The 14,462-nt window shown below is 51.8% G+C and carries 9 protein-coding genes; all 9 read left to right on the top strand.

Annotated features, from left to right (window positions below; genetic code table 11):
- Window position 1: 1 nt before the first annotated feature.
- Window positions 2-3,514 carry a DUF5704 domain-containing protein gene (locus MKX76_RS18255; RefSeq protein ID WP_341034379.1) on the top strand — a complete coding sequence of 1,171 codons (3,513 nt, stop codon included), beginning with the start codon at window positions 2-4 and terminating at the stop codon, window positions 3,512-3,514.
- 62 nt (window positions 3,515-3,576) lie between these two features.
- Window positions 3,577-4,059 (top strand): hypothetical protein, encoded by a 483-nt coding sequence (locus MKX76_RS18250; RefSeq protein WP_293654452.1) that lies wholly within the window; start codon window positions 3,577-3,579, stop codon window positions 4,057-4,059.
- Window positions 4,056-4,244: a hypothetical protein gene (locus MKX76_RS18245; RefSeq protein ID WP_293654451.1), complete on the top strand. Its 189-nt coding sequence runs from the start codon at window positions 4,056-4,058 to the stop codon at window positions 4,242-4,244. Before MKX76_RS18250 ends, MKX76_RS18245 begins: the two co-directional genes overlap by 4 nt.
- An 89-nt stretch (window positions 4,245-4,333) precedes the next feature.
- Window positions 4,334-11,617, top strand: coding sequence for a DEAD/DEAH box helicase family protein (locus tag MKX76_RS18240; RefSeq protein ID WP_341034378.1), 7,284 nt, complete (start codon window positions 4,334-4,336; stop codon window positions 11,615-11,617).
- Window positions 11,618-11,798: 181 nt separating this feature from the next.
- Window positions 11,799-12,083 (top strand): hypothetical protein, encoded by a 285-nt coding sequence (locus MKX76_RS18235; protein WP_007130982.1) that lies wholly within the window; start codon window positions 11,799-11,801, stop codon window positions 12,081-12,083.
- Window positions 12,084-12,132: 49 nt separating this feature from the next.
- Window positions 12,133-13,083, top strand: a complete 951-nt coding sequence (locus MKX76_RS18230; protein ID WP_007130981.1) for a DUF3991 domain-containing protein — start codon at window positions 12,133-12,135, stop codon at window positions 13,081-13,083.
- A 164-nt stretch (window positions 13,084-13,247) separates the two neighbouring features.
- Window positions 13,248-13,538 (top strand): type II toxin-antitoxin system Phd/YefM family antitoxin, encoded by a 291-nt coding sequence (locus MKX76_RS18225; RefSeq protein ID WP_007130980.1) that lies wholly within the window; start codon window positions 13,248-13,250, stop codon window positions 13,536-13,538.
- A complete protein-coding gene (locus MKX76_RS18220; protein WP_007130979.1) occupies window positions 13,516-13,833 on the top strand; it encodes a type II toxin-antitoxin system RelE/ParE family toxin in 318 nt (105 codons plus the stop codon). Before MKX76_RS18225 ends, MKX76_RS18220 begins: the two co-directional genes overlap by 23 nt.
- 268 nt (window positions 13,834-14,101) lie before the next feature.
- A complete protein-coding gene (locus MKX76_RS18215; RefSeq protein ID WP_040739004.1) occupies window positions 14,102-14,458 on the top strand; it encodes a plasmid mobilization protein in 357 nt (118 codons plus the stop codon).
- Window positions 14,459-14,462: the final 4 nt, after the last annotated feature.

Here is a 14,462-nt window from a genome sequence, read left to right as displayed (position 1 = left end):
GGTGGACAATAGAAAACTTTATCAACGAGTACTGTGCATGCTGCTGGCATGCACTTTTTTTATGCCGTTTTTCGTCGTTCAACAAGCGGCGGCAGCTCTCCCGCAAGTGATTATCCGTGACGGCAAGATTCAATTCGAAATCACCAGCACGGCGGCGAGCACTTCGATTCGCTATCGGACGGTGGGCTGGGTGGTGACCCGGGAGCAAGTTTGCAGCACAACATCACCCAAACAATGCGCTGACCCACGCAGCAGGCCGCATGCGCTATTTATGAATCAGGAAGTACGACAAATCGGGCAGCATCCCGATCCTCCTATCCCGGGGCAACCGTTGACATCATACTACGAAATCCCCGAAGAAATCGTGACGCAGCGTCTCTGGCAAGCAGGGATGGAGGGCATTCAGAACAATGACGATCTTTACTTTTATGCTGTGATGGTATCGGTCAATGCGGACGGCTCGGTGCGGAAAGGTCCGTTTTATACGTTGTCCGGCATCAAGCAAGCGGAAGGCTGGAGATTTCCGGAAGATCTGGATGATTACTTTGGTTTGCATATTCCTTACCGCAGTGCGGAATTCCCGGTGGACGTTATCGCTAAGACAGTAGACGGACGGGTGATTGACCAACCGGATGTGACATTTGAAAAAGGAAAGTATGAGATCGGGGAGACGATCAATCATGAATTTCCGGCGGTGATCGAAGACAATGGAAAAACGTATACCATCGTTCGCTCCTATATATCACCGAAGCAAGACCCTTCGCGAAAATCTTGGGTGCAGGAAAACCCGGCAACGAACGAAAAAGTGCGCATTCGCAGCTTTACCGTCGCGCTGGGCGGAACGAATCTGATCGCCGAATACCATGAGGAAAATACGGTGAAGGCGATTTATATGACAGAAGGCGGCCAAGTCCTGAAAGAGGTGGATAAAGGCGAACATGCGACCGGAGATGAAGTGAATCACACGTTTGAAGCCACGCTCACCAAAGACGGGCAGACGTATGAAATCATCCGGTCTTATATCACGAACAACAACAAACCCGACGAGAAATTATTTATTCAGGAAAAAGGAGATAGCAAGTTGCTGGATCGGTCCATCTTTGTCGGTTCTGGAGGCTCCAATTTTATCGGGGTATACAAAGGGGGAAATGGCGATACGGATGACGAAACAGAGCCTGGAGCTGTCAAGGAAAACGAAGTGATGAATCCCGATGCTTCGGCTGTGATCCGGGCGGATACTCGCGGTGCGGAACGCTTCGACGTGCTTCAAGGCATCCCAACATCGGAGAGTCTCTATGTTCAAGCGAATGCCAAAGCATATCTGTACCGAAACAAATTTACGGAAATCAAAGGGACGAAGACGTACCCGATTACCGTTAGTCGAACGTACACGCTGCGCTGGACGGAATACGTTTCCGGTCCCCCGGACAGCGAAGGCAATCCGACCAGAGTGCCTGTTTCACGCTCGGATACGCAAACCGTAACGAAAAGCTATACCGTGGAGCGCAAGTACAGCTACTGGCTCATTGATCGTCTGGAGGTATACGGCTTACAAAAAGCAGAGGTTTCCAACTACGCGTTACCCAGCGGGCAAGTTACCTTGCAGCCGAACGGCTACGCGCAGCCGAGGGTCTCGGTTTCTCACGACACTTCCCGTGAGGCCCACATCACCGATCCTGTCTATCAAAATGTATCGTTGCCTGGGCAGACAATTCAAGGAGGTTTCAGTCGCCCGTCCGTTCCTAATGAGGATTGGACCAACGAAGCGGAACAGGCTGTCGGAAAAATCAAAGTGAAAAATGACTCACTGATCTTTAACGGGCAAACGATTATGGACAACCGGATCACGGAAGAAACCGCCCCGACCCCAAGGGAGATACCGACTCCGCCCGAGATCGGACAAAAAGTTCTGTATAGCAGCGGTTTGATGATCGATGCCAGCAAACCCAACAAGGCCGATCAACCAAGCTCCGGCACGATCTTCTTTACGCTCATCGAAGGAATTGGGGGCGGTCAGAACCAAAGCTATCCCATTGATGGCATTAATCCGGTGACGGTGCATACGCCGGTCGTCAATCAGGCTTCTGTATCTGACGATCAGGCGCATAATCAAAAAACGCAGCCGACCGCAGGGAGAGCCGCGCTTATTCTGGATCGTCCATTTACGGTCGCCATCCCAACCAGTGGAGCGCATCGGGATATAAAGGGTTACGGCAATCGCGACTATGGCAAGTATATGCGCGACAAGCAAGTATGGTTTCCGTTTGACGTGTACAAAGCGGATCGGAAAACGCTGATCCCGAAAGAAACATGGACGTCGATCCCGGTCGGTCAGGTGCAGACAACGTTTTATTTACCTGTTTGGGTGGACGAGGGCAATTACGATGTACTATTCCGAACCATTGCTGAAAACAGTCCTCCCTCCTTTACGTCACAAATGAACGCCAACTTAGACTTGACGCACCATGTGGCCACACAGGTTGTGCCGGTTGAAGTGATCGGCCGTGTCTATGATTTCCGCATCACAGACATTGCCGACTTTAATTGGGAGACCGTATTTCGCAGAGAACGAGGAAGTGCAACGCCGACTGGCAACGCTTATTGGGTGGGTACGAAGGGCATCGACGGCGCAGCACGGGGTAATCAGCCTCCTTACGTGTTGCCGATTCGACCGGGGAGCCATCCGGATGCCGGTAAGAAAAACGTGGCTGTCAAAACGGGCTACCATATTAAATTTGAATTGAAGAGTATGGGCAATATGTTTGGTTCGGGCGACGGGATCAAGATTACGCCAACCTTCTATTTTGTCGACAGCAAGGGCAAGAACCGGCAAGAGGTGGACTTGTACTATCATTCGGGGAATAAACGGTTTATTCGTATTGGCTCCAGTGCAGATGTGGAGCGACGTCATGTGACGCTGGACACCCGCTTGCGCAATATGTCCCAGCAGGAACTGACGAACACGGCATCTTCCCTTTGGTCGCTGAACGGTGCGTCTGGCAACCAGCAAACGTTTATTCAGCAGTTTTTGAAAGATGCACAACAGCCCGTTTACGTGGGCGGATATGATGTCATGTTGCTCCCACCACGGCTTCGGACATTTATCGGCAGTATGGAAGTTCCTTCCGGCATCGACGTTTCGCGTGCTCATGCGTCAGTGCAGCGCTGGGTCGGCGAATACAGTCTACCTGCCGCACCGTATGTCGTCCCCAAAGGATTCAACTTGGCCGAGTACGGACGCACCAATCGGCTGGACGATAAGTCGCCTATTTTTTTGCGGGACGGGTACATCATTGTCAATTTCAACATCGAAACGATTCGCAATCAGAATGTGAATCAACCGCATTTGCAGTATATCCACGCGCCGCTCAGCAATCAATGGCGACGGGAAGGGTTTCAGCATCGCTTTGTCGATCCGTATGGAGCCACGTTTAGATTACAGGACGGTGATGTGGTCTTTTATCATGCCAACCTGTCTTCTTATGATGACTTTGGAACAGGAGGTACCCATTAAATTCACCAGCCGGGAGGAAGAAAAAACGGAACAGCAACGTTAGCGGAAACGGAGGTTCGGGGATGTTTGGCGAACTTCAACCGATAGCACCGGAAGAGACAGCTTACTTCTATTATTCAGTAACCGCGACTCAAAGCAAGGAACTCAGCTATATCGGTCATTTGCGAGGAGATTTCGGCACTGATGACGATCAGTTTTGGATGTCATGGTCGGATCATGCCGGGGAACGGAGGACGCTTGCCTTTCGCCAGGAACTGGCGGCACTTGTGCAGCATTTGCAATGGCAAGGACTTTTGCTCAATTTGAATGAGATGCGAGCCTATTGCAGGCGGCACCCGGAAGCACGTATCCCCGGCGCATGGCATTCCGATGTTTGTGGTTTCTGTTTACAAACCACTCACTATCGCTATTATATTCGCTGCTTCCCCCATCTTGGCGATTACAACTTCTATATCTACTGCTATCGCAAGAATCACTTGCTTGGCCGATCTGTTCAGCAAAACCAGAACGGCGCGGTAAACCTTGTGAAGGAGGACGTACAATGAATGATCTAGCACGCTACAAGCTGATCGCGGGAGCAGCCGTCCCGCCAGCTGCAAAGCTGTTGTACGGCTATTGCTGGATAGGGCGGGCGACACAAGTCGGTCTACCTGTCCAGTACAAAAATGGCAATCGATGTAGGTTTTTCTCCTTCGACGGTATGTCGAAACTTGCACCGTTTGCAGAGTAAGGGCTTGATTCGGATCATGACCCGCTATTCGGAGGAGGGGATTCAACTGGCCAATCAGATTACGATCTTATGAAAGGAGAAAGGTACCGTTGACCTCGAAAATACAGCATATCGTTGATTTGTCCGTTCATGCCGCCCGCACGGTTGTGGAACATCCCGACCGTTGGGCGGATTTTTTATCGACAGCGGCGTGGAACTACAAGTATCCGTTTCAAGATCAGTTATTAATCTATGCACAGCGGCCCGATGCTACAGCTTGCGCATCCATCGACGTCTGGAACAAGCGGCTCAACCGTTGGGTCAAACGCGGGGCGAAAGGTATCGCACTTATCGAAGACCGGGGCAACCATTTTGGGTTACGGCATGTGTTTGATATCTCGGACACGCAAAGCCGAGATCCTCGACCGGTCTCGCTTTGGCGCATGGAGCCGGGCGATATAGCGGTCGTTACGGAAACGTTGAACAATGCGTTTGGCGAGCAGGAACCGGATGCGGCATGGCCGAATGCGCTGCTGAGCGCAGCCCGGAACGCGGTGGATGACAACAGTTCGGATTATGTGGATTTGCTTGTTCGAGAGCTTGAGGGCAGTCTGCTTGAAGAACTGGAACGCCAACCTGTGGAAGTGCTATTCCGTCAGATTGCGTATCATTCCGTTGCCTATATGGCACTAACCCGCTGTGGTATGAACGCCTCTCACTATATTGGACGGGAGGATCTTTCAGGCATCGGGAATTTCAATACACTGCCCGCTCTTTCGCAGCTTGGAGCAGCGATCAGCGATATCGCGGAGATGATGCTGCGGGAAATCGAATCGACGATACGGGTGCAGCGGCGTGTAGAACGTCAGACTTCACAGGCTAGAGACGTTCGCACCGTTGCAAGAGAAACGGCCTTGACACAAAATGAAGCTAAACGATTGCCAGAAAGGACGGATGAACATGGAAGTGACTTACACCCGTCATGGGGACTATCTGCTGCCCGACCTGACACTGACCGAGGATCATCAACTGATCGGCAAGTATGGGATGTTGCGCAAAAACTACCTGAAAACCGAGAAGAAAGGCACATACGCCAGCCTGCTGCTCTCGGGCGAACTGCACCAGCATCTGACGGAAATCGATCGGTCGGCGCGGACGCAGCTCGAACAGTCGATGAACGAACTGCTCCGTCTGCACCCGGCCCCGGACAAAGCGAGCGATCCGCTGGGCTGGACGGGTTACATGAACAGCCTGAAGCAACAGGTGGAGGAGACCATTCTGACGGAACTGATTTACAACTAAAATGGTATGATCGAAAAACGGAAGATCGGAGTCTTCCGTTTTATCATGACCATCATGCCATCAACGATCTACTGCGCACCGCTCCTTTACTGAAAAGCAAGTCGGAAATCGAGGCTTTCTTCGCCGCACATGAAAATGAAGGGGAGCGGGCGTTGTATGTGCGTAGCCTGTTTGCGCCGGGTCAGTCCGAGCTTACGCTGGACGAAGACCTTCTCATCGGGTATGAACCGTATCGCAATGTGCTCCATCTTTGGACGGGTCCGGCAACCGAACCAACCGCACAAAGTTTTTATGATTGGGAAGTGATCGTCGGCCATATCAACAGTATGATAGTACTTAACGAATTTGACCCGGCACGAAAGACGGAGCCATCGGTTCAGCAGCAAACCTTATTTATGGAACAGGCGGAGGCGGATACAGCCTCCGCTTTTGTCTGGCCGCAGGCGGTGATCGATGCGATTCTCCAACAAGGAAGCGGCTTTGCCAACAGTAAATATCGCATTGCTCTCCATTTTCAGCAATCGTTATCGGAGAAAGAAAACGCCGAATTTTTGAAACGGGAATATGGCACGGGCTGGCGCGCCCCTGTACTGATCGGCACGGATATTTATGAGCACCATGATAGCAAAGGCATCACGTTGACCCGACGTTCAATGACGGATCAAGAGCAAAAGCTAGTGTTGCCTTGGATGAAGGTACAGAAGCGGATCGGCGAGTTGCTGGCGGCGGGACGTTATCTGAATCGTTTGGAAACGGAACGACTTCCTGCATTTGCCGAGCAACAGGAGGAGCGCCGCAGGCAGATGGCCGAAGAAGCGTCTGCTCGCGAACGGTTGGAACAAGAACAGCCGTCCTCCTCACAGCAGTCGGAGACGATGGAGCGGAAGCAGGCGCGTTATGCCTATTCGCCCGGCGATACGGTCTTTTTTGGCGCGGACGAATATGAGATTTTGCTGGTGGAAAACGGTATCGTGATGTTGCGGGATGTTCATTTTCCGCTTTTTACCAAGGAACTGGAACGCCGAGATTTTGAACGCATCCTGCGTGAAAATCCGCTTAATGATCATCTGCTAACTGATGAACAAGGAGTGGAAACCGAAGCGGAGGAACATGCCGGAAAAGAAATAGAGCCGGAGCTTTCGGATGGAGATGAGCCGAAGTCTGCCTCGGCATCCCTTCAGTTAACCGAACAAGTATCGGATGAGACGCATAATGAGGAAGCACCCTCTGCTCCTTCCGCTGTCGAGGATGTACGGTCTGTTGCACCGCAAACGACTGCGGTGAATTACCGTATCACCGATGACCAGTTAGGGCATGGCGGAGCCAAGGTTAAGTATGGTTTTAATGTAGCCGCGATTCGCTTGCTCAAACAATTGGAGCTAGAAGGCCGCCAGGCAACTGCGGATGAACAGGTCGTTCTCGCCCGCTATGTCGGATGGGGCGGAATCCCACAAGTATTTGACGAAGCGAACGCGCAATGGACGGCCGAATATGCCGAACTGCAATCGTTGCTGGAACCGGATGAGTATGCGTCCGCTCGCGCATCAACGCTGAACGCTCACTATACGTCTCCAGTTGTCATTAAAGCAATCTATGGTTGTCTGGAAAGGATGGGCTTTCGCAACGGCAATATTTTAGAGCCTTCCTGCGGGATCGGCAATTTCTTCGGGTTAGTTCCGGAGTCGTTTCAAGACTCGCAGCTATTTGGTGTAGAACTGGACAGCATCACAGGTCGCATCGCCAAGCAGATTTACCCGCAGGCGACGATTGCGATCAGCGGGTATGAGGAAACCGCTTTGCCGGACAGTTTTTTTGATTTGGCCATAGGGAATGTTCCTTTCGGAGGGTATGGTGTGGCGGATACACGCTATGACAAGCACAAGTTTCTCATTCACGATTATTTCTTTGCGAAAACATTGGACAAAGTGCGTCCGGGCGGCATTATTGCCTTTATTACGTCCAAAGGAACGATGGATAAACAGAACCCGGCTGTCCGCAAGTATATTGCGGAACGGGCAGAATTGCTGGGCGCGGTTCGTTTGCCGAACAACGCTTTTCAGTCCAACGCCGGAACGGAAGTGACGGCGGATATTTTGTTTCTGCAGAAGCGCGACCGAATGGTGACTGTCACCGAACAAAGTGTGGAATGGATTGGCTTGGCAGAGACAGCCGAAGGCGTGCCGATCAATGCGTACTTTGCTGCGCATCCTGACATGGTGCTTGGGACGATGGCGTTTGATGACCGGATGTATGGCAATAGACAGGAGACGACTTGCAACCCGTACCCGGATGCTAATTTAAGCGAACTGCTGGGAGAAGCACTGACCAATATCCATGCCGATTGGGTGGAGTTTGAGAGGGAAGTAATGCCGGATGAAGAAGACACGTCCCTCCCGGCCGATCCGACCGTGCGCAATTTCAGTTATACCCTTGTGGACGGCCAACTGTATTACCGCGAAAACAGCCGGATGCACCGAGTGGACACGTCGGCCACGGCCGCCGGGCGAATCAAAGGTATGATCCGATTGCGGGATACGGTGCGCGAACTGATCGAATACCAGACGGAAGATTATAGCGACGAAGAGATCCGGGAACAGCAGCGGAAATTGAATGCGCAGTATGATCGTTTTACCGCCCAATACGGTCTGATCAACAGCCGCGCCAACAGCCTGGCATTCGCCGACGATAGCGCCTATTTTTTACTTTGTTCATTGGAAGTGCTCGACGAGGAAGGGAAGCTGCTACGCAAAGCCGATATGTTCACGAAGCGTACGATTCGGCAGCGCACGACCGTTCGGCATGTGGAAACGGCAGAGGAAGCGCTGGGCGTCTCCATTGGAGAAAAAGCACGTGTCGATCTCCCCTATATGCAAGAATTGACCGGCATGACAACGGAACAGCTTGTTCAGGAGTTGCGCGGCGTGATCTTCCCCAACCCGGAAAGACTGGATGAGAAAGGACAGCCGGTTTTTGAAACGGCGGACGCTTATTTGTCTGGCAACGTTCGTGACAAACTTCTGATTGCACGGCGTGCCGCCGAAATGGATGCAGAGCGGTACGGCGAAAATGTCAAAGCATTAGAAGCGGTGCAGCCGAAAGATTTGGATGCTTCCGAGATTGATGTGCGGTTAGGAGCGACGTGGCTTCCTCCGGAAGTGATCCGGGAGTTTATATTCGAACTGGTGGACACGCCATACATGTTCCGGCAGTCTATCGACGTCTTGTATTCCGAATATACAGCTGCCTGGAATGTCCGAGGGAAAAGCAATGACCGCAGCAACAACATTAAAGCCAACGTGACCTTCGGAACGAATCGTGTGAATGCGTATAAGATTTTGGAAGATACCTTAAATTTGCGAGATGTGCGCATTTTCGATACCGTGCTGGAGAATGGCGTGGAAAAGCGCGTTTTGAACAAGCAAGAGACCGCAATTGCCCAACAAAAGCAGGAGATGCTGAAAGAAGCGTTCCGCGATTGGATTTGGAAAGACCCGCAGAGGCGGGAACGATTAACGCGTTTGTATAATGATCGTTTCAATGCGATCCGCCCGCGCGAGTACGATGGCAGTCATATTCGGTTTACGGGAATGAATCCGGAAATCCGGCTGCGCCAACATCAAGTCAATGCGGTTGCCCGGGCGCTGTATGGAGGCAATTCCCTTTTTGCTCATTGTGTAGGCGCAGGCAAAACGTTTGCCATGACCGCTGCGGCCATGGAAAGCAAGCATCTTGGCTTATGCAGCAAAAGCATGTTCGTTGTTCCTAATCATTTGACGGAGCAGTGGGCAGCGGAGTTTTTGCAGCTATATCCATCGGCGAATATTCTGGTGGCGACCAAGAAGGACTTTGAAACGAAAAACCGCAAAACGTTTTGCGCGCGGATTGCCACCGGCGACTATGACGCGATCATCATCGGACATTCGCAGTTTGAGAAAATTCCCATATCGATGGAGCGCCAACGTCAACAACTGGAGGAACAAATTTACGAGATCACAAGCGGCATTCGCGAGCTGAAGGAGGCCAAGGGCGAACGGTACGCGATCAAGCAACTGGAGAAGACGAGGAAGACGCTGCAAGCCAAGCTGGCAAAGCTGAACGATACCAGCCGCAAGGATGATGTGGTCACCTTCGAGGAGCTGGGCGTAGATCGGCTATTCGTGGACGAGGCCGATTCGTACAAAAACCTGTTTCTTTACACGAAAATGCGCAATGTGGCCGGACTGTCGCAAACCGAAGCGCAGAAGTCGTCGGACATGTTTGCCAAATGCCGCTATCTGGACGAACTGACCGGAGGCCGGGGTATCATCTTTGCGACGGGTACGCCGATCTCCAATTCCATTACGGAAATGTATACGATGCAGCGCTACTTGCAATATGAGCGGCTGCGAAAGCAAGGATTGCAACATTTTGATTCCTGGGCTTCGACGTTTGGCGAGACGGTCACGGCGATTGAACTGGCACCGGAAGGAACGGGCTATCGGGCGAAAACCCGGTTTGCCCGTTTTTACAATTTGCCGGAACTGATGAATATGTTCAAGGAAGTGGCTGACATCCAGACGGCGGACATGCTCCAGCTTCCCGTACCGAAATCCCATTTCCACAATGTTGCCGTGCCGCCAAGCGACTTCCAGCGGGAAATGGTCGCGGATCTCGCCCACCGTGCTGAGCGGGTGCGAGCCAAGGAAGTAGAGCCGCACGAAGACAATATGCTCAAGATTACGAATGATGGGCGTAAGCTGGCACTGGATCAACGGCTGGCCAATCCGATGTTGCCCGATGACGAAGGCAGTAAAGTGAGCGTTTGTGCGGACAATGTGTTTCGGCTATGGAAGGAACACGAGGAAAAGCGGCTAGCCCAACTGGTGTTTTGCGATCTATCCATCCCAAAGCAAGACGGAACGTTCAATGTGTATGACGAACTGCGACGCAAGCTGACAGAGAAAGGGGTGCCTACCGAGGAGATTGCGTACATTCACGATGCCAACACCGAGGTGAAGAAAAAGGAACTGTTCGCCAAGGTGCGGACTGGCCAGATTCGTATACTGCTCGGATCGACATTTAAAATGGGGGCGGGCACCAATGTGCAAACGAAGCTGATTGCGCTTCATGATCTCGATTGCCCTTGGCGCCCGCGCGACCTGGAGCAGCGAAGCGGACGCATTATCCGGCAAGGCAATGAGAATAGCGAGGTACACATTTTTCGGTATGTGACGGAGAACACGTTCGACGCTTATTTGTATCAGACGCTGGAGAATAAACAGCGCTTTATCTCGCAAATCATGACCAGTAAATCGCCGGTACGTTCTGCCGAGGATATCGATGAAGCAGCCCTTTCTTATGCCGAAGTCAAGGCGCTGGCAACCGGTAATCCGTATATCAAAGAGAAGATGGACCTGGATATCCAGGTTTCCAAGCTTAAGCTGCTCAAGGCTAATCACTTGAGCCAACGCTACGCATTGGAGGATCGGTTGCTGAAAGTATTGCCGCAACAAGTCAAATCTACAGAAGATCGAATTGCCGGATATGAACAGGATGTCGCTCTATATCTGCGTTCCAAATCGGCTGTGCCGGAGGGAACGGATGAATCCAAGTTCCCAGGTATGGTCATTAAGGATTTTACCTACACGGAGAGAGCGGCAGCAGGCGCGGCCTTGCTGGAGGCGTGCAAGGGAATGACTTCATCCGAGCCGCAGGAGGCGGGCAGTTATCTCGGTTTTTCCCTATGGTTATCCTTTGACAGCTTCCATAAAGAATACAAGGCGACCCTGCGCGGCGCATTGGACCATACCATCTCGCTAGGGATGGATGCAGGCGGCAACATCACCCGGTTGAACAATATGTTGGCGGATTTGCCAGCCAAACTGGAACATAGCCGCCAGCAACTCTCCACGCTGCTCCAGCAGATGGAAACAGCGAAGGAACAAGTCGAAGCTCCTTTCGAGAAAGAACAGGAGCTGCTAACGAAATCGGCGCGACTCGCGGAACTGAATGCCCTGCTTAATATGGATAAGCGGGAGAATGAAGCCGTGGACAGCGTTCCGGACGAAGAACCGGAAGCGCCCGAACGGCGAGTGGTGGGCCGTGGGCGATAACGGCCTGACACCGTCGTTCCTCCCCCTGAAAGGGAACTTCATGCTGACCATTACGGAGAAGAACATGGTATCGGTGCGAGCATTTCACAGGTCGAAGATCGCTCACTTGTTAAAATTATCAATTTCATGACGAATGGGACTCCGGTTTTGGGGTCCTTTTCTCGTTTCCGGAGGAATGAACATGTTGTATGCCAGCCCAAGCGGCGGATGCTTTTGTCCGATTTTGCCGCCTTTTGGTTACGGAACCAGCTTGATCAAGGAGGGAGAAACCGTGCCATCGTTGGAGTTGATATCCAAAGAGAAAAACGGATTTGGCGACACGTATTATTACATCCGCGACTCAAACGGGGTGACCAGTCAAGTTCATGAAGGCGATTTAGACGCATTCATGAACAAGAAAGGCGTTACGAAGTTGAAGGAAGGCAGAGCTTATACGTACCCCAAAAAGAGGGGTAAGGCACGATGAACCATAACCCCATCGGACGCTGCCTGGATTTCCAAAAGGAGCTGCGGCAATGAGCTATGTAAACAAGGAACAGATCGAACGTGCCAAAAGACTGGACCTGCTCACATATTTGCAAATGTACGAGCCGGCAGAACTGGTCCGATGCTCCCGCAATGTCTACACCACCCGGACACACGACAGCTTGAAAATTTCCAACGGTAAATGGTACTGGTGGTCAAGGGGGATCGGCGGGCGCTCGGCGCTGGACTATTTGATCAAAGTGCGGGGCATGTCTTTTCCCGATGCGGTGCTGCAAATGGAAGGCGTTCATCCAGGCAGCGCACCTGCATTTTCGCAATCTTTGCAACAACGCTCATCTCCAGCGCGGTTTGAACTTCCTGAACCGAATCGTACATCGCATCGCGTCATGGCCTATCTCAGCAAACGTGGTATCCATCGCACGTTGATCGACTACTGTCTCGAAACGGGGCGTTTGTATGAAAGCCGCCGCTATCACAACGCGGTATTCGTCGGTTTCGACCAGCAAGGAACGCCGCGCTATGCGGCGATACGCGGTACGACAAGCACTCGTTATATGGGGGAAGCCGCTGGCAGCGACAAGCGGTATTCGTTTTCCATTCCGGCCTCGGGAAACTGTACGGAACTGCATCTGTTTGAGAGCGCTATTGATCTCTTATCCTACTGTACGCTGGAACATCTCGCTGGCCGGGATTGGCGGCAGGCGCATAAGCTGTCGCTGGCCGGAATATACAGGCCCAGGACAAATGGGGAGGACTCTACTCCCCCGTCTGCCCTAACGCATTACTTGCAGTGCTTTCCCCAGGTGAATCGACTTGTCCTGCACCTGGACAATGATGAGCCGGGGCGATTGGCGGCAGCCACGATACAGAGGCTCCTCTCCCCCGCCCTTCTCATATCCGATGAGCCGCCTAAGTTCGGAAAGGATGTAAACAACGATTTGATGGAATTCCGAAGAAGACGCGGTGAACCATCCCGATAGCGGTAGACGCTGAACGGTTGGCGTCTTTTCTTTCTGGGCTACGGAAAATTTTCACATCATGTGGATAAGATGTGAATATATGGGGATAAGTGCAGCCGCATTGATTGTATAGCATGTAATAGGTATAATAAAATCAATATACAGCTATGCAAGGAGTGACCAAGATGATTATCAAACCTTCCGCCAGTATCCGGCAAAACTATAATGAAATCGCCGATCTATGCAAAACATCCGGGGAACCGGTTTATCTGACCAAGAACGGTGAAGGCGATCTTGTCGTAATGGACATTGATACGTTTTCCCGTCGCGAGAAGATGTTAAAGCTGCGTGAAGAACTGCTCGCTGTGCAAGAAGATCGTTTGGCGGGCCGTGTTGGCGTGACGCCGGATGAACTGGACGCTTACCTGGAGGGCATTATTGACGAGGTGCAGCATGGAAAAGATGCCCCGTTATAAGATCATCGTCTCCGATCGCGCCCGCCAAATGCTGGCGACTCATGTGCGATTTCTTGCGGAGAAAAGTCCGGATGCCGCGCGAAAAACGAAAAACGAATTACTGCAAGCGATACGTTCCTTGGCGCGAATGCCGGAGCGCTATCCTTTTCTGGAAGCGGAATTTATCCCGTCAAACAAGTATCACAAGATGTTCGTGGAAAAATGGTATCTGGTGTTATATCAAATTCAGGATGAAATCGTGTATGTCGATTACATTGTAGACTGCCGTCAGGATTATCGCTGGTTGGTGAGATAACAAAAAAGTTCGAAGGAAGGCGCTGAGCGGATCGGCGTCTTTTTTGTGTTTTTTGGGTCCCTCTCTTTTTCCCGGCAGGTGCCTTGAAGGCAACGCGAGACGACTGTCTCGTGTTGTAGCAAGCACTGAATTTGGATATCCAAATTCGCTTGTTAGGGGCATAGCCCCTAAGACCCCGTTCGCACGATGCTATTGCCTCGATGCTCGAATTGTCCCGCGGCGATGAGATTTTCTGTCGGTAGCTCATTTTCGGAAAGGGGTGATGCTAATGAGGAAACGACCAATCTCTTTTCTGGTTCGCTTAAATGAAAGCGAGCATGCTCGCCTTATGAGAGAAGTGAAAAAAACGGGACTTTCTCGGGAAGCGTACATTCGGGCACTGATCAATGGGTATACTCCCAAACCGCTACCGCCCCTGGATTATTTCGCGATGATGCGTGAACTAAACGCTATTGGGAATAACCTGAATCAACTCACTGTGAAGGCCCATACGACTGGACATCTAGAACGGGCTGCATTTCAGGTGGAAGCCGACCGCTTGCGCCGCGCAGTCCAGCAGATTCAACAGTCTGTAACCGAACCGGAACGAAGACCACCAGTGAATCCAAATGTGCATCCGCCGTAAGGGG

Origin of the sequence: Paenibacillus sp. FSL R5-0810, from assembly GCF_038002285.1 — a bacterium.
GTDB lineage: Bacteria > Bacillota > Bacilli > Paenibacillales > Paenibacillaceae > Paenibacillus_AQ > Paenibacillus_AQ lactis.
Note: the sequence above shows the minus strand (reverse complement) of the source record. Positions and strands in the feature narration are given on the sequence as shown.

Excerpts from the sequence above, each read along its gene's own strand:
- MKX76_RS18230 (WP_007130981.1), top strand. The coding sequence starts at position 12,133 with ATGAGCTATGTAAACAAGGAACAGATCGAACGTGCCAAAAGACTGGAC.
- MKX76_RS18215 (WP_040739004.1), top strand. The coding sequence starts at position 14,102 with ATGAGGAAACGACCAATCTCTTTTCTGGTTCGCTTAAATGAAAGCGAG.
- MKX76_RS18245 (WP_293654451.1), top strand. The coding sequence starts at position 4,056 with ATGAATGATCTAGCACGCTACAAGCTGATCGCGGGAGCAGCCGTCCCG.
- MKX76_RS18235 (WP_007130982.1), top strand. The coding sequence starts at position 11,799 with ATGTTGTATGCCAGCCCAAGCGGCGGATGCTTTTGTCCGATTTTGCCG.
- MKX76_RS18220 (WP_007130979.1), top strand. The coding sequence starts at position 13,516 with ATGGAAAAGATGCCCCGTTATAAGATCATCGTCTCCGATCGCGCCCGC.
- MKX76_RS18250 (WP_293654452.1), top strand. The coding sequence starts at position 3,577 with ATGTTTGGCGAACTTCAACCGATAGCACCGGAAGAGACAGCTTACTTC.
- MKX76_RS18225 (WP_007130980.1), top strand. The coding sequence starts at position 13,248 with ATGATTATCAAACCTTCCGCCAGTATCCGGCAAAACTATAATGAAATC.